At 60.9% G+C, this 20,494-nt stretch carries 11 protein-coding genes; 8 read left to right on the top strand and 3 right to left on the bottom strand.

Annotated features, from left to right (window positions below):
• Positions 1 to 4: 4 nt before the first annotated feature.
• The 7 genes from treS to dnaE are packed head-to-tail and all read left to right on the top strand — an operon-like array spanning position 5 to position 17,567.
• Positions 5 to 3,313 carry a maltose alpha-D-glucosyltransferase gene (gene treS, locus AiwAL_RS00075; protein ID WP_407932525.1) on the top strand — a complete coding sequence of 1,103 codons (3,309 nt, stop codon included), beginning with the start codon at positions 5 to 7 and terminating at the stop codon, positions 3,311 to 3,313.
• The gene (gene glgB, locus AiwAL_RS00080; RefSeq protein ID WP_235703391.1) at positions 3,300 to 5,468 is read left to right on the top strand and encodes a 1,4-alpha-glucan branching protein GlgB; all 2,169 of its coding nucleotides are present in this window, start codon (positions 3,300 to 3,302) and stop codon (positions 5,466 to 5,468) included. Before treS ends, glgB begins: the two co-directional genes overlap by 14 nt.
• Positions 5,468 to 7,576: a glycogen debranching protein GlgX gene (gene glgX, locus AiwAL_RS00085; protein WP_262311865.1), complete on the top strand. Its 2,109-nt coding sequence runs from the start codon at positions 5,468 to 5,470 to the stop codon at positions 7,574 to 7,576. The genes glgB and glgX overlap by 1 nt, the downstream gene beginning before the upstream one ends.
• 41 nt (positions 7,577 to 7,617) lie before the next feature.
• Positions 7,618 to 9,357 carry a malto-oligosyltrehalose trehalohydrolase gene (gene treZ, locus AiwAL_RS00090; protein WP_262311866.1) on the top strand — a complete coding sequence of 580 codons (1,740 nt, stop codon included), beginning with the start codon at positions 7,618 to 7,620 and terminating at the stop codon, positions 9,355 to 9,357.
• Positions 9,354 to 11,345 (top strand): 4-alpha-glucanotransferase, encoded by a 1,992-nt coding sequence (malQ, locus tag AiwAL_RS00095; protein WP_235703394.1) that lies wholly within the window; start codon positions 9,354 to 9,356, stop codon positions 11,343 to 11,345. The genes treZ and malQ overlap by 4 nt, the downstream gene beginning before the upstream one ends.
• A complete protein-coding gene (gene treY, locus AiwAL_RS00100) occupies positions 11,342 to 14,122 on the top strand; it encodes a malto-oligosyltrehalose synthase (RefSeq protein WP_262311867.1) in 2,781 nt (926 codons plus the stop codon). Before malQ ends, treY begins: the two co-directional genes overlap by 4 nt.
• Positions 14,123 to 14,147: 25 nt before the next feature.
• A complete protein-coding gene (dnaE, locus tag AiwAL_RS00105; RefSeq protein WP_235703396.1) occupies positions 14,148 to 17,567 on the top strand; it encodes a DNA polymerase III subunit alpha in 3,420 nt (1,139 codons plus the stop codon).
• A 1-nt stretch (position 17,568) separates the two neighbouring features.
• Here dnaE and AiwAL_RS00110 read toward each other — a convergent pair whose 3' ends face one another.
• Positions 17,569 to 17,784, bottom strand: a complete 216-nt coding sequence (locus tag AiwAL_RS00110; RefSeq protein WP_235703397.1) for a GDCCVxC domain-containing (seleno)protein — start codon at positions 17,782 to 17,784, stop codon at positions 17,569 to 17,571.
• Complete coding sequence (locus AiwAL_RS00115) at positions 17,781 to 18,152, bottom strand: mercuric transporter MerT family protein (protein WP_262311868.1); 372 nt, start codon at positions 18,150 to 18,152, stop codon at positions 17,781 to 17,783. Before AiwAL_RS00115 ends, AiwAL_RS00110 begins: the two co-directional genes overlap by 4 nt.
• Before the next feature lie 87 nt (positions 18,153 to 18,239).
• On the opposite strand from AiwAL_RS00115, the gene AiwAL_RS00120 reads away from it, so the two are divergent.
• Entirely contained in the window at positions 18,240 to 18,689 is a 450-nt protein-coding gene (locus AiwAL_RS00120; protein WP_235703399.1) for a helix-turn-helix domain-containing protein, read from the top strand.
• Here the strand turns inward: AiwAL_RS00120 and AiwAL_RS00125 are convergent.
• Positions 18,659 to 20,479 (bottom strand): chloride channel protein, encoded by a 1,821-nt coding sequence (locus tag AiwAL_RS00125; protein ID WP_235703400.1) that lies wholly within the window; start codon positions 20,477 to 20,479, stop codon positions 18,659 to 18,661. The genes AiwAL_RS00120 and AiwAL_RS00125 overlap by 31 nt on opposite strands.
• Positions 20,480 to 20,494: the final 15 nt, after the last annotated feature.

Consider the following 20,494-nt stretch of genomic DNA (forward strand, 5'->3'; position numbering starts at 1 on the left):
CCCGATGAAATCGGCTGCGAGTCCCCCGAATGACGATCCGCTGTGGTATAAGGACGCGGTGATCTACCAAGTTCATGTCAAGTCTTTTTTCGACAAGAACAATGACGGTGTGGGCGATTTTATCGGACTTATGGAGAAATTGGACTACATCGCGGAGCTTGGAGTCACGGCGATCTGGCTTCTGCCATTCTACCCATCGCCCAGGCGGGACGACGGCTACGACATCAGCTCCTACCGCGCAGTCCACGAAGAATATGGCACGCTCGCCGATCTACGTCGTCTTATCGACGCGGCGCATCAGCGCGGCATTCGCGTGATTACCGAACTGGTCATCAACCACACTTCGGACCAGCACCCGTGGTTTCAGCGTGCCCGCGCGGCAAAACCGGGCTCGGCCGCACGCAATTACTATGTCTGGTCCGACAACGACCAGAAATACGATGGCACGCGCATCATTTTCATCGACACCGAGAAATCGAATTGGACATGGGATGCGGTGGCCGGCGCCTACTACTGGCATCGTTTCTACAGCCATCAACCCGATCTCAATTTCGACAATCCGCGGGTTCTCCATGATGTCCTGGCGATCATGCGGTTCTGGCTCGACCTTGGCGTCGACGGCTTACGGCTCGACGCCGTGCCCTATCTCGTCGAACGGGAAGGCACGAATAACGAAAACCTTCCCGAGACCCATGCGATCCTCAAGCAAATCCGCGAAGCAATGGATCGGCACTCGCCGGGGCGGATGCTGCTTGCCGAAGCGAATCAATGGCCGGAAGACGCCCAGCAATATTTCGGCAATGGCGATGAATGCCATATGGCGTTTCACTTTCCGCTGATGCCGCGCATGTATATGGCGATCGCCCAGGAAGATCGTTTCCCGATTTCCGACATCATGCGCCAGACGCCGGCAATCCCGGAATCCTGTCAATGGGCGGTGTTTTTGCGCAATCACGATGAACTTACGCTTGAAATGGTCACCGATTCCGAGCGCGACTATCTCTGGGAAACCTATGCCGGAGACCGGCGCGCGAGGCTCAATCTCGGAATTCGCCGCCGGCTTGCGCCCTTGCTCGAACACGATCGGCGGCGCATCGAACTGATGAACGGCTTGTTGCTCTCGATGCCCGGAACCCCGGTAATCTACTATGGCGATGAAATCGGCATGGGCGATAACATCCATCTTGGCGATCGTGATGGCGTGCGCACCCCGATGCAATGGTCGCCCGACCGCAATGGCGGATTCTCTCGCGTGAATCCGGCGCAACTTGTCCTGCCGCCGATCATGGACCCGATCTATGGTTATCAGTCGGTCAATGTCGAGGCGCAGGCTGCCGACTCGCATTCGCTGCTGAACTGGATGCGGCGGATGCTGGCCATGCGCAGCCGCCATCGCGCCTTCGGCCGCGGCACGCTTCGGTTTCTCTATCCCGGCAATCGCAAAATCCTTGCCTATATCCGCGAGTTCGCCGAGTCCGACGATGAAGACGAGGTTATTCTCTGCGTCTACAATCTCTCGCGCACCGCGCAGGCGGTCGAGCTCGATCTCAGCGCCCTGGCGGGGCGCGCTCCGGTCGATCTCCTCGGCGGATCGCCATTTCCGCCGGTGGGCGAACTGCCATACATGCTTACTTTGCCGCCTTATGCCTTCTACTGGTTCAGCCTTGCCAGCGAAGGCACGATGCCGAGTTGGCGTATCCAGCCGTCAGAATCATTGCCCGAATTCGCCACACTCGTGATGCGCAACGGCTTGTCGGATGTGCTAAATACCGAAGCGCGTCGCGTGCTGGAAACCGAGAGTCTGCCGAATTACCTGGCGCGGCGCCGCTGGTTTGCGGGAAAAGATCGCCAGATCAAGGCGGCAACGCTGGGGCGTGCGGATATCGTCGGCAGCGAAGAGACCGGCCTTCTCCTTGCGGAAGTGAATGTCGAAGCAGGGGAAACACAAGAAACATATCAGGTGCCGCTTTCCGTTAACTGGGATGACGAGACGACAAATCCCTTGGTGCAGCAACTGGCGCTGGCACGAATCCGGCGGCATCGCCGGGTCGGTTACCTCACCGATGCTTTTGCGCTGGATACGCTGCCACACAACATCATTGCCAACCTTCGCGACAGCACGCGCATCGAGCTCAAAGACGGCGAAATCCGGTTTTTGCCGACAACTCAAATCGACGATCTTCCACTGACCGATGATGCGGAAATCCGGCGCTTCTCGGCCGAACAATCGAACAGCTCGATGATCGTTGGCGATGCCGCGATCATCAAGGTTCTGCGCCGAATCGAGAGCGGCCTTCACCCCGAAACCGAAATGAGCCGCTTTTTGACCGAGGCCGGATACGCCAACACACCTGCATTGCTTGGCGAAGTCATCCGCTCGAATGCCGACGGACAGAACAATACGTTGATCGTCGTGCAGCGCTTCGTTCGCAATCAAGGCGATGCCTGGCAATGGACTTTGGATTCGCTGGGCCGTGCGGTCGATACCGCAATCCACGCGAAGCTCGACGAAGCAGGGGAGGCGGACGCACTCGCGAGCTATCTGCCTTTCGCTGCGACAATGGGTCGACGTTTGGCTGAAATGCACGCAATTCTTGCAACACCAACCGAATCGCCCGACTTTAATCCACTAAATGCCACAGAAGGCGACGCCAAAGAATGGGTAAATACCGCGCACAATCAACTCGGAGCTGCCTTTGCTGCTCTGGCGCGCGCGCGCGATCATGTCGAGGACGCGGTTGCAGAGGAAATCGATGCACTGATCGCCGCGCGAGGCATGCTTGAAGCAGCTTTACCTGGATTGGGCGAGGCCGGGATTGGAACCCTGAAAACGCGCATTCATGGGGATTTTCACCTTGGTCAGATCCTTGCGGCTCAGGGCGATGCCTATCTCATCGACTTCGAGGGCGAACCGGCGAAACCGCTTGCGCTGCGCCGGGCCAAGGCATCTCCGTTGCGTGACGTTGCGGGATTGTTGCGCTCGTTCGATTACGCCGCAGCTTCGGTTGAGCGCGCGACCTTTGCTTCGACTGATCGTGTTCGGGAGCGCCGACAGTCAATCCTGACCCGCTTTGTCGTCGCGTCAAGCGCAAGCTTCACCGACGCCTATCGGAGCGTGGCTGCCGAAGCGGTTCATCCATGGGTTGCCGAGGGCACGTGGGATCGGTTGCTATCGTTGTTTCTGATCGAAAAAGCCGCATACGAAATCTGCTACGAAACAGCAAATCGCCCCTCGTGGCTTGATATTCCCCTTGGCGGACTGATCCATCTCTGCGCCACGATTGCCGAAGGAGAGTTCGATGCCGGCATTTGACAGCGCCGCGCTGGATGCGCTTGCCGCCGGTCGGTATGGCGATCCTTTTGCAATCCTTGGCCCGCACGAAGCTAGTGGTCACGTCGTAGTGCGGACAATCCAGCCGGGAGCACGCGGCGTCGATCTGCTCACATCCTCCGGCGAAAAGCCAATTACAATGCGGTGTATTCATGAAGCAGGAATTTTCGAAGGCGAACTAACACGGAATGATACCTATCGCCTGCGGGTCGATTGGGGCGGTTCGGTGCAGATTTTCGATGATTCCTATCGATTTCCGCCTTTGCTCGGCGATCTCGATCTGCATCTGCTGGGCGAGGGGCGGCAGTTGAAACTCGCCGATTGTCTTGGCGCGGTCTTCATGCGGATTGATGGCGTCGCTGGCGTGCGCTTCGCGATCTGGGCACCGAATGCGTGTCGTGTTTCGGTGATCGGCGACTTCAACGCCTGGGACGGCCGGCGCCACTCGATGCGGTTGCGCCACGGCGCTGGCGTCTGGGAGCTGTTCATTCCAGGCTTGGCAATCGGCAGTCTATACAAATTCGAGATCCTGACACGCGATGGTGCGATCCTGCTGAAAGCCGACCCGATCGCACGGCAATTTGAAGGGCCGCCTGCCACAGCCGCCATCGTCGGCGATAACGCGCCATTTTCCTGGACCGACGACTTGTGGATGCAGCGGCGCAATGCCCATTCCGACGCACCGTTGTCGATCTACGAAGTTCATGTGGCATCCTGGCGTCGCCATGACGATGGGCGCCCGTTCCTCTGGCGCGAACTTGCCGACACGCTGATCCCCTACGTTACCGATCTTGGTTTCACCCATATCGAATTTATGCCGATAATGGCACACCCTTTCGGCGGTTCCTGGGGTTATCAACCCTTGTCACAATTCGCCCCAATGCCGATTCTCGGCACGCCTGACGAATTCGCTTTTTTCGTCGATCGTTGCCACGTGGCTGGGCTTGGCGTCATTCTCGATTGGGTTCCCGCGCATTTCCCGACCGACGCCTATGGTTTGATTCGATTCGACGGCACGGCCCTCTACGAACATGAAGACCCACGCGAGGGATTTCATCAGGACTGGAATACGTTGATCTATAATTTTGGCCGCAACGAAGTCCGCAACTTCCTGATCGCGAGCGCTCTGTTTTGGCTCGATCGCTATCACGTTGACGGCATCAGGGTCGATGCCGTCGCGTCGATGCTTTATCGCGACTATTCGCGCGCCGAAGGGCAATGGATTCCAAACCGTTTCGGCGGCCGGGAAAATCTCGAAGCGATCGACTTTCTTCTCGAATTATCAGACGCGATCACCGAATACGCGCCAGGATCAATGCTGATCGCCGAGGAATCGACAGCGTGGCCCGGCGTCAGCGCTCCGGTAGACAAAGGCGGCCTCGGCTTCACCCATAAATGGAACATGGGATGGATGCACGATACCCTGCGATATATCGCGCAGGACCCGATCAACCGCCGCTATCATCACGACGACATGACTTTCGGACTGATCTATGCGTTTTCAGAACGGTTTATTTTACCGATCTCGCATGACGAAGTCGTCTACGGAAAATCGTCGTTGCTCGGAAAAATGCCCGGCGACAACTGGCAGCGCTTCGCCAATCTACGCGCCTATCTCTCTTTCATGTGGACCCAGCCGGGCAAGAAACTTCTATTCATGGGTCAGGAGTTCGGCCAAGCCAACGAATGGAATCATGACCTCCAGCTTGCCTGGCCAGAGGCTGAGGCACCGCATCATGGGGGGGTGCGCCATCTCGTTCGCGATTTGAACCGCGTCTATTGTGCGGAACCTGCATTGTCCTGCACCGATTTCGACCCATCGGGGTTTCGCTGGCTTATCGGCGACGATCGCAACCAAAGCGTATTCGCATGGCTGCGCCAAACTGGCAATTCGGAAGAGACGATCCTGGTCGTTGCCAATTTCACACCCGTCCCGCGCCACGCCTATCGTGTTGGCGTGCCGTCTCCGGGTCATTGGGTGGAGGTGCTGAACAGCGATGCCGCGACTTACGGCGGCTCCGATCTCGGCAATCTTGGCGGGGCCAACGCAGAAACCGTTGCAAGCCACGGCATGGCGGCCTCGCTTTCTCTGACATTACCACCGCTCGGCGTGCTTATTCTGCGCAAGGATCGCTGATGGCAATCATGCCCCCAAGACTCCTGCCCGGTCAACCCGATCCTCTGGGAGCGACATGGGATGGACTGGGAATCAATTTTGCCGTGTTCTCGGCCAATGCGGATCGTATCGAATTGTGCATTTTCGATCGCGGCGGCCGGCGTGAAATCGCCCGATACGATCTGCCGGATTGCACCGACGAGGTGTTTCACGGCTATCTGCCCGATGCTCTGCCGGGGCTGATCTACGGCTACCGCGCTCATGGGCCGTATCAACCGGAACGAGGACACCGTTTCAATCCCAACAAGTTGCTGCTGGACCCTTATGCTAGGGCATTATTCGGACAGCTTCATTGGTCGGATACTCTGTTCGGCTACAGGGTGGGGGCCGCTCGCGTCGATCTTTCTTTCGACCGGCGCGATAGCGCGCTCGCCATGCCGAAATCGATCGTCGTCGGTGACTCGGCGGCTTGGGGCGATCATCGCCGTCCCAATCGCGGCTGGAGTGAGACCGTTATCTACGAAGCGCATCTTCGCGGTTTCACCAAGCTGAACGAAGACATTCCAGAGCGACGTCGCGGCACTTTCGCAGCATTGCAGGAACCGCGTGTGATCGATCATTTGCGCGCACTGGGAATCACCGCAATCGAATTTCTGCCAATCCAAGCCTATCTGCAAGACCGCTTCCTGATCGAACGGAAACTGTGCAACTACTGGGGTTATTCCACTCTTGGGTTTTTTGCGCCGGAACCCACCTATCTGGCCGATGCAGAACAAGGCGGCAATGAGGTTCGTGCCGCAGTGCGCCGACTGCACGAAGCCGGCATCGAGATTATTCTCGACGTGGTTTACAACCACACCTGCGAGGGCAACGAAATGGGACCGACGCTGTCCTGGCGCGGTCTTGACAATGCCAGCTACTATCGCCTGTTTCCCGGCCACGAGCGACATTTCATCAACGACACGGGTTGCGGTAACACGCTTAACATCACCCACCCGCGCGTCTTGCAAATGGTGATGGATAGTTTGCGGTACTGGGCAACAGCCTACCAAGTCGACGGATTCCGCTTCGACCTCGGCACGATTCTAGGGCGAGAAACAGGCGGCTTCGATCCAGGCGCAGGGTTTTTCGACGCAATCCGACAGGACCCATTGCTCTCGCGTCTCAAGCTGATTTCCGAACCGTGGGATATCGGACCGGGTGGCTATCAACTCGGCAATCATCCGCCCGGATTCGCTGAATGGAACGGTGAGTTTCGTGATGGTGTGCGCCGCTTCTGGCGTGGCGATGCTGGCCAGCGCCCCGAAATCGCACGCCGCCTGATGGGTTCACCCGAGCTTTTCGATCGCCGCCGCCGCAAGCCATTCGCTTCGATCAACTTCCTCACCGCACATGATGGTTTCACCCTGCATGATCTGGTTAGCTATGCGGAAACGCATAATTTCGAAAATGGCGAAAACAACCAGGACGGCCATAGCGACAATATCTCCGCCAATTGGGGCATCGAAGGAGAAACTGACAATCCCGAGATCAATGCGATCCGCGACCGGTTCAAGCGCGCGCTTCTAGCAACCCTGTTTGTCTCCTACGGCACCCCGATGCTGCTTGGCGGCGATGAAATGAACCGCACCCAACGCGGCAATAATAATGCATATTGTCAAAATAACGGTATCTCCTGGTTTGACTGGTCGGTGCTGAAGGATGGCAGCGCCGTGGAACTGGCTCGCCTCGTCGGCACGCTTACGGCACTGCGGCAACGTTATCCAAGCCTGCGCAGCGCGGTGTTCCGTCATGGTCTGGAGACGATCACCCCCGGAATCATGGATACCGCCTGGTTCGATGAACAGGCAAATGAACTTACCAGTGAAACATGGACCGATCCTGCGGCGCGCCTGCTCGCATTACGCCGTGCAACGAAGGAATCTGAGTGCCCCGATGTTACGCTTCTGTTATTGAACGCATCCGAAGAGGATCGCAACTTTATTTTGCCGGAACCTGTCCTGAACTGGACGTTGGAAGCCGATACGGCAAATCCAAAGATCGAACGAAGCCGTTTCGGCAGTAACGAGATTATGGTCGTCTCGCGTTCCATGGTCGTACTCGGTGCGATAATCGAAGAGAACACATAATTATGCCTACGGCACAGCACGCCAGAAAACAAGGCGCTTGGATGCTCGACGATCGCACGGCACGCTTCGTTCTTTGGGCACCGGCGCGCGATGCAATAGCTCTCGAAATCGACGAACAACCGCCGATCGCGATGAACCGCGATGAAAAAGGCTACTTCACTGCCGTTGCGTTTTGTACTCCCGGTACACGCTATCGCTTTCGCGTGCAGCCTGATCTTGTGGTCGCCGATCCGGCCTCGCGGTTGCAGGATGGCGACGTTCACGACGCGAGCATTCTCGTCGGTCCCGATACCTACCCATGGCAATGCGAAACCTGGCGCGGACGGCCATGGCACGAGACGGTCATATACGAAATTCATCCCGGTATTTGCGGCGGCTTTGTTGGAATCGAGGCGAGTTTACCGGATCTTGCAAAACTTGGGGTTACCGCGATCGAATTGATGCCGATCGCGGATTTTCCCGGTGTACGAAATTGGGGCTACGATGGCGTTTTGCCTTACGCGCCCGATACGGCTTACGGCGCTCCGAATGCGCTGAAGCACATGATCGACACGGCCCATAGTCACGGCACCATGGTTTTTCTCGACGTAGTATATAATCATTTTGGTCCAGATAGTAATTATTTTCATAGTTTCGCGCCACAATTTTTTCGGGACGATATCAAAACTCCATGGGGTGGTGCCATCGATTTTCGTCGTGAGCCGGTGCGCCGCTATTTCATCGACAACGCTCTTTACTGGCTGAACGAGTTTCGGTTCGATGGCCTTCGATTCGATGCCGTTCATGCCATCGGGGATTCCGAATTTCTTCATGTTATGGTGCGCGAGATCCGTGCCAATACCGCGTCGGACAGACATATCCATCTTGTGCTGGAAAACGACGACAACGATGCAACCTTGCTGCCCGCCACACCCGCTTCACCGCTTTACGATGCGCAATGGGCCGACGACACGCATCATTGCCTACACGTTCTTCTGACTGGCGAACAAAGTGGCTATTATGAAGACTATCGCAATCCGGCACGGCAACTCGCCCGTTGCCTTGGCGAAGGTTTTGCCTATCAGGGCGAGTCATCGTCACATCGTGACGGTACGGTGCGCGGTGCGCCGAGCGCTCATCTGCCGCCCAGCGCCTTCGTTGCTTTTTTGCAGAATCACGATCAGATCGGCAACCGGGCTTTCGGCGAGCGCCTGACGATGCTGGCCGATCATGGTGCCCTGCGTGCCGCGATTTTGCTTTTGCTTTTGTCGCCACAGATTCCTCTGATTTTCATGGGAGAGGAGTATGGCGAAACACGCCCCTTTCTCTATTTCACCGATCATCGCGACCCCGAACTTGCCAAAGCCGTTCGTCAAGGCCGCCGTCGTGAATTTGCCAGGTTCAAGGAATTCGCGTCGGAAGAGGCTCAACTCAGGATTCCCGATCCGAACGACAAAACGACATTCGAAGTGTCGATTTTGCAGGCTGCCAACGCTGAAGATTCTGCTGCGGTCGAGTGGTTTGCCTTCTATCGCCATCTGCTTCGCCTTCGCCATCAGGCGATTGTACCTGGCATTCCCGGTGCACGCTCCATTGGAGCGGAAGCGCTTGAAACCAGTGGTGTCCGCGCTGCATGGCGTTTTGGCAATGGCGCAATCCTGACCATCGCCGGCAATTTCGGAATCGGCGTACTTATGTGCGAGGCCGGGGCAGGGGCGGTTTTCGCCGCAACGCCGCCAGATGTCGGCACCGACAACGTTTTGCCACCTCGCGCGGCAATCGCCTGGCTGCAACCCGCATGAGCGATACGGCGCTTTTCGAACTTGCCGACCGAGTTGGATTTTCATGCGTGTGGCACGATGTCTTTGGCACTGAGCATCACGCTACTCCCGATACGCTGCGCGTACTGCTCGCCGCCCTTGGCTTCGACGCCGACTCGGAATCAACCTGTCATGACGGCATCACGCAACTCGAGGTCGAGGCACAAACCACGCCTGCTTTTATCACTGCTCAGTCAAACGCCGATATAACGCTCACTGGCGTGCCGGCTCCTATCCGTATCGATTATGATGACGGCTCGATGTCCGCTGGCTTCGCCGAGGATGCTGGATATGGCCGGATCCGCATCGCCGGCATCGCCCGCCCTGGTTATCACCGGCTGTACGTCAACGACCGTATTGTCGAACTGGCAATCGCTCCCGCACGGGCGTTCACCATTGCCAATGCTCTCCAAAAGCGGGATCGCTCGGGAAAAGCTTGGGGGCTTGCCGTTCAAGTCTATGGGCTTCGGCGCGACAATGACGGCGGCATCGGCGATTTCGCGGCTCTTGCCGATTTCGCACGTGCCGCCGGGCATCATGGCGCCGATGCGGTTGCAATCAGCCCGGTCCATGCCCTCTATGCCAGTGATCCCGGCCATTACAGCCCCTATAGTCCGTCAAGCCGCATCGCGCTCAATCCGGTCTATGCGCCAGTGAATTACCCGATCGAATTGCCGACACCTGGCGATCTGATCGACTGGCGTACGGCTACCCCAGCCCGTTATCGCGCACTGCGCGAGGCTTTTGCACGGGACCATGATGATCCGATATTCCAGGCGTTCCAGAACGCAGCGCCCGAGGTTATTCGCCGCCACGCATTGTTCGAGGTGATGTCGGCGCATCAACTGAAAACCGGCGCAGAGCGGGATTGGCGTCATTGGCCCGAAGCCCTGCGGTTTCCATCGAATGCCGAAGTGGTGCGGTTCGCCGATCAGAACCAAGATGAAATTGCTTTTCACCTCTATGCACAATGGCGTGCGTTATCCGGGCTGCGCAACGCCCAGGCGGCAGCGATTGAGTCCGGCATGGCGATCGGATTGATCGCCGATCTTGCGGTGGGAGTCGATCCCGCCGGCAGCGATGCCTGGAGCCGCCCCAATGAGGTGCTGCGTGGTGTTTCGGTCGGTGCGCCGCCCGACGAGTTTAATCGGCGCGGGCAGAACTGGGGGCTCACCAGCTTTTCGCCGCGTGGACTGCGCCGGAGCGGCTTTTCGGCTTTGCGCGATATGTTGGGCGCTGCACTCGAGCCCACCGGAGGGGTACGCATCGATCACGCCATGGGTCTTGCCCGGCTCTGGCTCATTCCTGACGGTGCCGATGCGAACGAAGGTTGTTACCTACGCTTTCCGTACGATGACATGCGGCGCCTTGCCATGCTGGAATCGGCACGTCATCAAGGCATCATCCTTGCGGAGGATCTTGGCACCGTTCCGGGTGGCTTTCGAGAATCTCTTGCACATAACGGTATTTCCGGGATGAGCGTTCTCTGGTTCGAGCGGAACGGCGATCGCTTCACCTCCCCTGCGCATTGGCGTCGAGAAACCGTGGCGATGACGACGACGCACGACCTTCCGACCGCTGCCGGCTGGTGGCGCGGCACCGACATCGCCTGGCGCAACCGTCTCGGCCTTGCCGGTGAGGATTCGGAAAAGCGGGCGCATGACCGGAAATGCTTATGGTCCGCCTGCAAGGACGCCGGTGTGGCAAGCGGCGATATGCCCGCTTTGGAGGATGGCGATGCCATTGCCGATACCGTCATTGCTCATGTTGCGATGGCGCAATCGGATCTTGTCATTCTACCCCTTGAGGACGCATTGGCGCTCGACCAGCAGCCGAACATTCCTGGAACAATTGACGAACACCCAAACTGGCGCCGCCGCTTGTCAAGCGATTCCGTAACATCGTTAGACGAACCGCGAGTTGCGGCGCGTCTTGCGATGCTCGATCGTGCGCGGAAGAAACCATTATGAATACAACGCCCCGCGCGACGGCTCGCCTGCAATTCCATCTTGATTTTACCTTCGACGATGGCGTTGCCACGGTCCCTTATCTGGCCGCGCTGGGCATCAGCCATCTCTATGCGTCGCCGATTCTGAAAGCGCGTTCAGGTTCCGCCCATGGCTACGACATCGTCGATCACGCCACGATCAACTCGGAACTGGGCGGTGAATCCGGATTCCTCCGCCTCACCGAAGCGTTGAACGCGCATCGCATGGGCCTCGTTCTCGACATCGTTCCCAATCATATGGGCGTAGGCGGCACCGACAATCGCTGGTGGATGGACGTGCTGGAATGGGGCCGCGCCAGCCCCTACGCAGATGCGTTCGACATCGATTGGACGCCCCCCGATCCTGCGCTGCATGACAAGGTCATGGCACCGTTTCTGGGCGAATCCTACGGCGCTGCCCTGCAATCCGGCAATCTGCATCTTGCCTGTAATACGGTGAGTGGCAGGCTTTCAGTGGTCTATCACGAGCACGAATTTCCGCTGTCGCCTTTGGGTGCCGCCACGGTTCTGCAGGCCGCGCCGAAACGCTTTGCCGATGCCATCGCCCATTTCACCGCCGCCGCCGATCTCGCGGATCGGCCCGAAATCGCTCGCCCACTCGCCGAAACGGCACGTCGCCGGCTTGTCGCGGCACTCGCCACGCCACATGGCGCGGCGGGTCTTGCCATTGCCATGGCGCGCTACGATGCGACATCCGAAACCGGCCGAGCACGCCTCCATACGTTGCTGGAAACGCAAAATTATCGTCTGACCTTCTGGCGTGCCGCCGCCGACGAAATCAACTGGCGCCGTTTTTTCGACATCAACACGCTCGCGGGCATTCGCGTCGAAATTCCCTGGGTGTTCGATGAATCCCACCGGTTGATCCTCGATCTTTACGCGCGCGGCCTGATCGACGGCGTGCGTATCGACCATGTCGATGGCCTCGCCGATCCGCGCGCCTATTGTCGTAAATTACGCCGCGCCCTCACGGCTGCCGGTCGTAATCGTTCCAAGGGTGCGGCACAGGATCCACCTTACATCATCGTCGAAAAAATCCTCGCACCGCATGAACGGCTGCGCGCCGATTGGCAAACCGACGGCACCACCGGTTATGATTTCATGAACGAGGTCGCCGCTATCCTGCATGATCCCGAAGGTGCCGAGCCGCTTGCCGCTCTCTGGGCGCGGTTCTCGGGCCGCAGCCCGAATTTCGAGGACGAGGAACACGAGGCGCGACGTCAGGTTCTGCGCGATAATCTGACCAGCGAATGGAATGGCACGGCTGCCTTGCTACATCGTCTCGCCGCCGCCGATCTTGCAACCCGTGATATCACGCTCACCGCTTTGCGCCGTGCGCTTGCCGAGTTGCTGGTTAATTTCCCGGTCTATCGCATCTATGCTGGTGCCGCCGGCAGCGCCGCCACCGACGAACAGGCGATGAACTGGGCGCTTGCGCGCGCGCTGCGCGGTTTTCGCGTTGCCGATCGCAACCTGCTTCATCAAATTCGCCATTGGCTGGCCGACCGTCCACTCGCGCGCGAACCCATCGCCCGGCGCGCGCTGCATCGCCGCGTCATGGTCCGCTTTCAGCAACTCTCCGCTCCCGTCGCGGCAAAATCCGTCGAGGATACCGCGTTCTATCGCTACGGACGTTTGCTTTCCCGCAACGAGGTCGGCAGTACGCCCGCACAGTTTTCACTGACTCCGGCAGCGTTCCACGCCGCCCAGGCGCAGCGCCGCGCGAACCTGCCGCGCGCCATGCTCGCCACAGCAACCCATGACCACAAGCGCGGGGAGGACACGCGTGCGCGCCTCGCCGTCCTCTCCGAAATTCCGGCGGAATGGGAGGCGGCGTTAGCGCGTTGGACGCGACTCAACACGTCGTTCGTCCGCGAGCTCGATTCGGGCCGTGCGCCCTCCGAGGCCGACGAACTGATGCTCTATCAAACGCTCGTCGCCGCTTGGCCGATCGGATCAGCGCTGGATCATGCCGGCGATTTCGTGGAACGCGTCTGGGGCTGGTGGGAAAAATCCATCCGCGAGGCCAAGCTCCGCTCCGAATGGGCAGCACCCGACGAAACCTACGAAGCCGCCTGCCGCCAGTTTCTCGACGGCGTGTTCGATGCCGCGCGGGCCACCGCCGTGCTTGGCGAAATCGCCGACTGCGCCCGCCGTATCGGCCCCGCCGGTGCGATCAACGGCCTCGCCCAGACGGTGCTGAAATACACCTCCCCCGGTATCCCCGATCTCTACCAGGGCGCCGAATTCTGGGATCAAAGCCTGGTCGATCCCGACAACCGCCGCCAAGTCGATTTTTCCCGCCGCGCCGAAACTCTCGCGGCGCAATCCCAACCCACCGATCTGCTCGCCTCCTGGCATGACGGGCGGATCAAACAGGCGATCATCGCGCGCCTGCTCGCACGCCGCGCCGCTCATCCCGCCCTGTTCGAGTCAGGCGATTACATGCCGCTCGACATCGAAGGCGAACACGCCGTCCACGCCCTCGCGTTCCAGCGCAGCCACGGCTCGCAGCGCCTGATCGTCGCGGTCACCCGCCTCGCCATACCGCTCCTTGGCACCGCCGAAACGCCTCTCGTGCCCGCCGCATCCTGGCAGGATACGCGCATGAGGCTGGGCGGTGATGATACAGCCCCGTGGCGCGACGTGCTCGCCGATCGCCAGATCGCTCCCACGGGCGATGGGTTCAAGCTTAAAACCCTGTTCGCCGCTCTGCCGGTTGCGGTGCTGGCAGGCTGAGCGCGAATCCTGCTAAACTAAAAAAATGCCGCACGCCGATTTCGTCCATCTCCGCGTCCACTCCGCCTATTCCTTGTCCGAGGGCGCGATCAAGCCCGACAAAATCGCCGCCCTGGCACAGGATCAGGCGATGCCTGCCGTCGCGATCGCCGATACCTCCAACCTGTTCGGCGCCATCGAATTCTCCCAGGCCTGCATCGCGCGCGGCGTGCAGCCGATCATCGGCTGCCAGTTGTTCCTCGCGCGCGCGGATCAGCTGCGCCTGCCGCCGGATCCCCTGGTCCTGCTCGCCAAGGATGCCGAAGGATTCGATAATCTCTCGAAACTGTCCTCGGCGGGCTTTCTCGACATCGAACCGGGAAGCCGCCCGCAAATCACCCTCGATACGCTCCGCGCCCACCATGACGGGCTTCTGCTCCTCACTGGCGGCCGATTCGGTCCGCTCGGCCGGATGCTTGGTGAAGGCCAGCGGTCCGAAGCCGAATCCCTGCTCGCGTCTCTCGCCGAATCCTTCGGAGACCGGATCGCCGTCGAACTCGAACGCCACGGCCTGCCCGCCGAACGAGCGATCGAACCGGGCCTGATCGCCCTGGCCGACGCGGCGAACATCCCACTCGTCGCCACCAACGAATGCTTTTTCGCCAAGCCGGAAATGCACGAAGCGCACGACGCGCTGCTCTGCATCGCTGAAGGACGCCTGCTCTCCGAAGCCGAACGCCGCCGCGTCACCCAGGAACACTGGTTCAAGCCGGCGAAAGCCATGCGCGCATTGTTCGCCGATTTGCCGGAGGCGTGCGACAACACGCTGGAAATCGCCCGCCGCTGCGCCATCGCCGCTCCCACGCGCAAGCCGCTGCTGCCGATCTGCCCGAAAGTGCGCGACGGCGCGACCGAGGCGGAAACCCTCCGGGCGATGGCGCGCGAGGGGCTCGCGCTCCGCCTCGCCGCGATCACCGCCGATGAACCGACCGGCAGGCTCTATCGCGAACGTCTGGAATTCGAACTCGACGTTATCGAACAGATGGGCTTCCCCGGCTATTTCATGATCGTGGCCGATTTCATCCAATGGGCGAAATCGCAGGGAATTCCCGTTGGCCCCGGCCGCGGCTCGGGTGCCGGCTCGCTCGCCGCCTACGCGCTCTCGATCACCGATATCGACCCGATTCCGTTCAATCTGCTGTTCGAGCGCTTCCTCAACCCCGAACGCGTCTCGATGCCCGATTTCGACATCGATTTCTGCCAGGAACGCCGCGACGAAGTGATCGACTACGTCAAGCGCGAATACGGCACCGATCGCGTTGCCCAGATCATCACCTTCGGCAAGCTCCAGGCCCGCGCCGCGGTGCGCGACGTCGGCCGCGTGCTCGGCATGCCCTATGGCCAGGTCAACAAGGTCGCCGAAATCACCCCTAACAATCCGGCCAAGCCGATTCCGCTCGCCGAAGCGATCGAGTCCGAACCGCGCCTGCGCGAGCTGCGCGATTCCGATGAATCGGTGCGCCGGCTGCTCGAAATCGCGGTCCAGGTCGAGGGCCTCTATCGCCACGCCAGCACCCATGCGGCGGGCGTGGTGATCGGCGACCGCCCGCTCGCCGATCTGGTGCCGCTCTATCGCGACCCGCGCTCCGACATGCTGATCACCCAGTATTCGATGAAGCATGTCGAAAGCGCCGGCCTGGTCAAATTCGATTTCCTCGGCCTGACCACCCTGACGATTCTCGATCGTGCGGTAAAATTCCTGCACGGTCTCGGCATCGAACTCGATCTCGCGCGCATTCCGCTCGACGATGCGAAAACCTATGAGATGCTCTCCAAGGGCGATTGCGGCGGCGTGTTCACCTTCGAAACCCAGGGCTTCCGCGACGTGTTGCGCCAGATGCGCCCCGATCGTTTCGAGGACCTCGTGGCCGCCCAGGCGCTCAACCGGCCCGGCCCGATGGCCAATATCCCCGCCTATTGCGCGCGCAAGCATGGCGAGGCCTGGGACTCGCCGGACCCCGCGATCGACGACATCCTGACGGAAACCTACGGCATTCTGGTCTATCAGGAACAGGTCATGCAGATCGCCCAGCGCATGGCGGGCTACAGCCTCGGCGGCGCCGATCTGCTGCGCCGCGCGATGGGCAAGAAAATTCGCTCGGAGATGGACGCACAGCGCAAAATCTTCGTCGACGGCGCGCAGGCCAAGGGGTTTTCCGAGGCGAAGGCGGTCGAAGTGTTCGACTTGATGGCGAAATTCGCCGATTACGGCTTCAACAAATCCCACGCCGCCGCCTACGCCCTGGTCTCCTACCAGACCGCCTGGTTGCGCGCCAACCACCCCGCCGTGTTCATCGCTGCCTGCATGAGCCTGTCGCACGCCAACCACGAAAAGCTCGCCTCGCTCAAGCAGGACGCCGTGCGCCTCGGCATCCCGGTTCTGCCGCCCGACATCAACGCCTCGTCGGCGGATTTCACCGTGGAACGCACGCCGGACGGCACGCTCGCGATCCGCTACGCCCTCGCCGCGATCAAGCGGGTGGGCGAGGGGGCGATGCGCGATGTCGTCGCCGCTCGCGGCAGCACCAAATTCACCGATCTCGCCGATTTCGCAACGCGGGTCGATCCGAAATCCCTCAACCGCGCCCAGATCGAGCAGCTCGCCAAGGCCGGCGCGTTCGACACGCTCGATGGCAACCGCGCGCGCGTCATGGCGGGTGCCGAAACCCTGATCCGCCGCGCCCAGAGCGAGGCGGAGGGCCGCACGTCCGGCCAGATCAACCTGTTCGGCGATGCCGGCTCACCCGAGTCCCTGCATTTGCCCGAAACGCCGGACTGGCCGCAATTCGATCGCCTCGCCTTCGAGGCCGAGGCCATCGGCTATCACCTCACCGCCCACCCGCTCGATGCCTATGCCGGGGTGCTGAAACGCCTCGGCGTCATTCCGTCGAACCAGATCGAACAGCGCGGCCGTGCTGGAATCGGCCGTGCCAAGCTCGCCGGTGCCGTGGTCGGGCGCAAAGAGCGCACCACCCGCACCGGCAGCCGCATGGCCTGGGTGCAGCTTTCCGATCAGGCAGGTGGTTTTGAGGTCACGCTGTTCTCCGAAATCCTCGCCCGCGCGCGCGATCTTCTCGCCGAGGGCACCATGCTGCTCGTCACCGCCGAACTCCGCATGGACGGCGAAAGCCTGCGCATCACCGCACTCGATGCCGAACCGCTCGACCGTGCCGCGGCCAATGCCGGCTCCGGCCTGCGCATCGTGGTCGAGCGCGCCGAAGCCCTGCCGTCGCTCCGCGCCCTGCTCGACCGCGAAGGCCGCGGCAAGGGCCGCATCCTGCTCGCCCCGCGCCTCGGCACCGGCGCGAAACTCGACATCGCCTTGCCCGGCGGCTTCAACGTTTCGCCGCGCCTCGCCCAGGCGATGAAAATGATCCAGGGCGTCGCCGAGGTCGCCGAACTGTAAATCAGTCGCGGCACGCCGTGCGATCCTGCTGAACCGGCGGGCAGGGCACCGAACCGTAAGAGCAGAACACGCAGCAATCGCCGGGCTTTGGCCGAAGCAGCGCGCGGCATCCGCTGCAGTCGTAGAAATACTGGCACGCGTCGCTCGGCATGGTTTCACGCTTCGCCGTGCCGCAATGCGGGCAGGTGATGACGCTGGCGCTCACGATCGCGTTCATCTGAACCGATACCCGAGATAGAGCAGCCCGAATCCCAGAACGAATCCGACGATCATCAGCCAGCGCACCTGCGGCCGGGCGCACCACGTGCCGCGTTCACAAGCTCTGGGGCGTTGTTGCCACGCGAACAGCACGGCACCCGCGCCGAGACACACTGAGGCGACCAGCAGCAGAATCAACCGATTCGGTGCGGCGAGCAAAGCAATTCCGGTCAGCCAAGCCGAACCCAGTCCCGCTGTCGCCAGCAAAAAAGGTAGACCGCAACACGATGCGGCACCAAAAGCGGCAATTATTCCGCCGACGGTAAGGACCGCGCTACCAGTTCCCGCGACGTCGGTCGTCCGGCTTGATAATTTCGTCCCGCTCATCAGGGCTCCTTTTCCAAAACCGTTGCGGAGCATACGGTCCGTAGCAACTCCAGACTCAAGGGGCGTTACGATCACGGAGACGGCATCATGGTTCGATACGACAAGGGCGATGTCACGATCAGCGAAGCGGCCAGGCGCACCGCCTGCCCGATCGAGACCATTCGCTACTACGAGCGTATTGGCTTGGTGGCGCCTCCGCCTCGGAACGGTAAATATCGTGCTTATCGGCCGGAGGATCTCGCTCGTCTCGGCTTCATCCGCCGTGCCCGCGAGCTTGGCTTCGGTCTCGACGCCATTCGCGCGCTGTTGCGCCTTGCCGCCAGTGGTTCGGAAACCTGCGCCAACATGCAGATGATCGCCGAAATTCGCCTCGCCGACATTCGCGCCCGCATCGCCGATCTTGCGGCAATGGAACATGTGCTCGCCGAGACGATCACGCGTTGCGAGTTCGGAAACGATGCAGCCTGTCCGTTGATCGAGGTGCTTTCGCAACGAGTCCCGCTCATCTACTCGCCCGAAAGCTCGCGCCGGCGCTGATCCAGCTCCTCGCTGTAGCGGCGCAGCGCGTATTGCTCGGTCAGCACGCCGAGAACATGACGCGTCTCGGGTCCGTCCAGCACCGCAAGCACGTCGCATTCCGCCCGCTCGAAGGCGCGGATCGCCTCCTTCACCGTCGCCTGCGGCAGCAGAAAATCATTCTGATGTCGCACCAAATCATGGATCGTGTGCGGGTCTTCCTCGCCCGGCGCATGCGCCTCGGAGGGGTAGGCGAGGCCGACATACCGCTCCTCGGCATCGACCGCGACGACATATTGCGTCCGCCCGAGCGGATATTCGGTCTTGAACGTCGCGATCTCGGTATCGTCGCGCACGCTGTACTGGGGCCGCCGCATCATCCGCCCGACCGTCAGATTATGGATCCAGCCGATATCCACCGCACTGCGAATGCTCTCGCCGCGCAAATGAAAGCGCCAGGTGGTGAAGGAATAGCCGAAGACGCGCCGCACCGTCAGCGACGCCGCGATCGCGGCGGCCAGCACCGCGACGGTGATGCTGAAATTATTGGTGCTTTCGAGGGCTAGGAAGGTCATGGTCATTGGCCCGCCGACGATCGCGACCGCGAGCGCCGCCATCCCCACCACCGCGTAGAAGCCGATCGGCACGCCATGCGCGAAGGGCAGCATGATCGCGAGATCGCCATAGGCCCGGCCGAGCAGCGAACCCATGAACAATGCCGCGAAAAACAACCCGCCGCGAAACCCCGACCCGATCGAGAACGCCGACGCGGTCGATTTCATCAGCAGAAGCGCCATCGCGAGCAGGAACGGATAGACCACCGCAAGCTGGGTGTGCAGCGATGAATTGCCCGATGCCATCACCTTCGGCGTGATGCTGCCGAGCAGCCCGACCACCACCCCGCCCAGGATCGGCCGCAGCCAGATCGGCACGCCGGTGCGCCGGAACCCTGCCTCGATCGTGGTCACCCCGCGCATGATCGCGATGCCGGTGAACCCCGCCGTCACCCCCAGCAGAATCGCGAGCGGATAGGCATAGCCCGGAACCACATTGGGCAGCACGACATCGAGCGGCTTGACCCCGCCATGCAGCAGCTTCTCGGCAACCAGCGTGCCGGTAAGCGTCGAGACGATGATCAGCGGCAGGCTGGTCATCGAATAGGTGCCGATCACCAGCTCGATGCCATAGAACGCGCCGCACAGCGGGGCGTTGAACGCGGCGCCGATCGCCGCCCCCGCGCCGCACCCAACCAGAATCCGCAAATCGTTGCGCCGCAGCCGAAACTGCCGCCCCACCCAGCTCGCCAGCCCGCCGCCGAACTGGGCATAGCCGGCCTCCATTCCCACCGAGCCGCCGACTCCGTTCGACATCACCGTCTGCGCCGCGACGATCACCGAATCGCGCAGCGACAATTTCCCGCCATACAGCGCGTTCGCCTCGACCGGATCGACGAAATTGCCCGGCCGGTATTTCGCCAGCAGCCAGGAAACCGAGCCCAGCACCGCCCCGCCCAGAATCGGCACGAAAATCGCGCGGATCGGCTCGATATGCTCCTGCTGCGACAGGCCCTCGCCCAGATGCGCGAGGTCGAAAAACCAGAAATGGAAATGATGGCTGAAGAAATCCATCAGGAAAACGGCAATGCCGGCCAGCACCCCCACCAGGATCGCCAGCGCCGCCAGCCACAGCTCGTCGGTGCGCACCAGGGCGCGCAGATGCATCGGCGCATCGATCGTCACCGCGCTCAGCCGGCGGCGCAATGCTTGGATGAAGGCTGGCGAGGAATCGCGGCGAACGGTGGAACTGGCCATAACGCGTCCCGGACT

The sequence above is a fragment of the Acidiphilium sp. AL genome (assembly GCF_025499445.1).
Classification (GTDB): Bacteria; Pseudomonadota; Alphaproteobacteria; order Acetobacterales; family Acetobacteraceae; genus Acidiphilium; species Acidiphilium iwatense.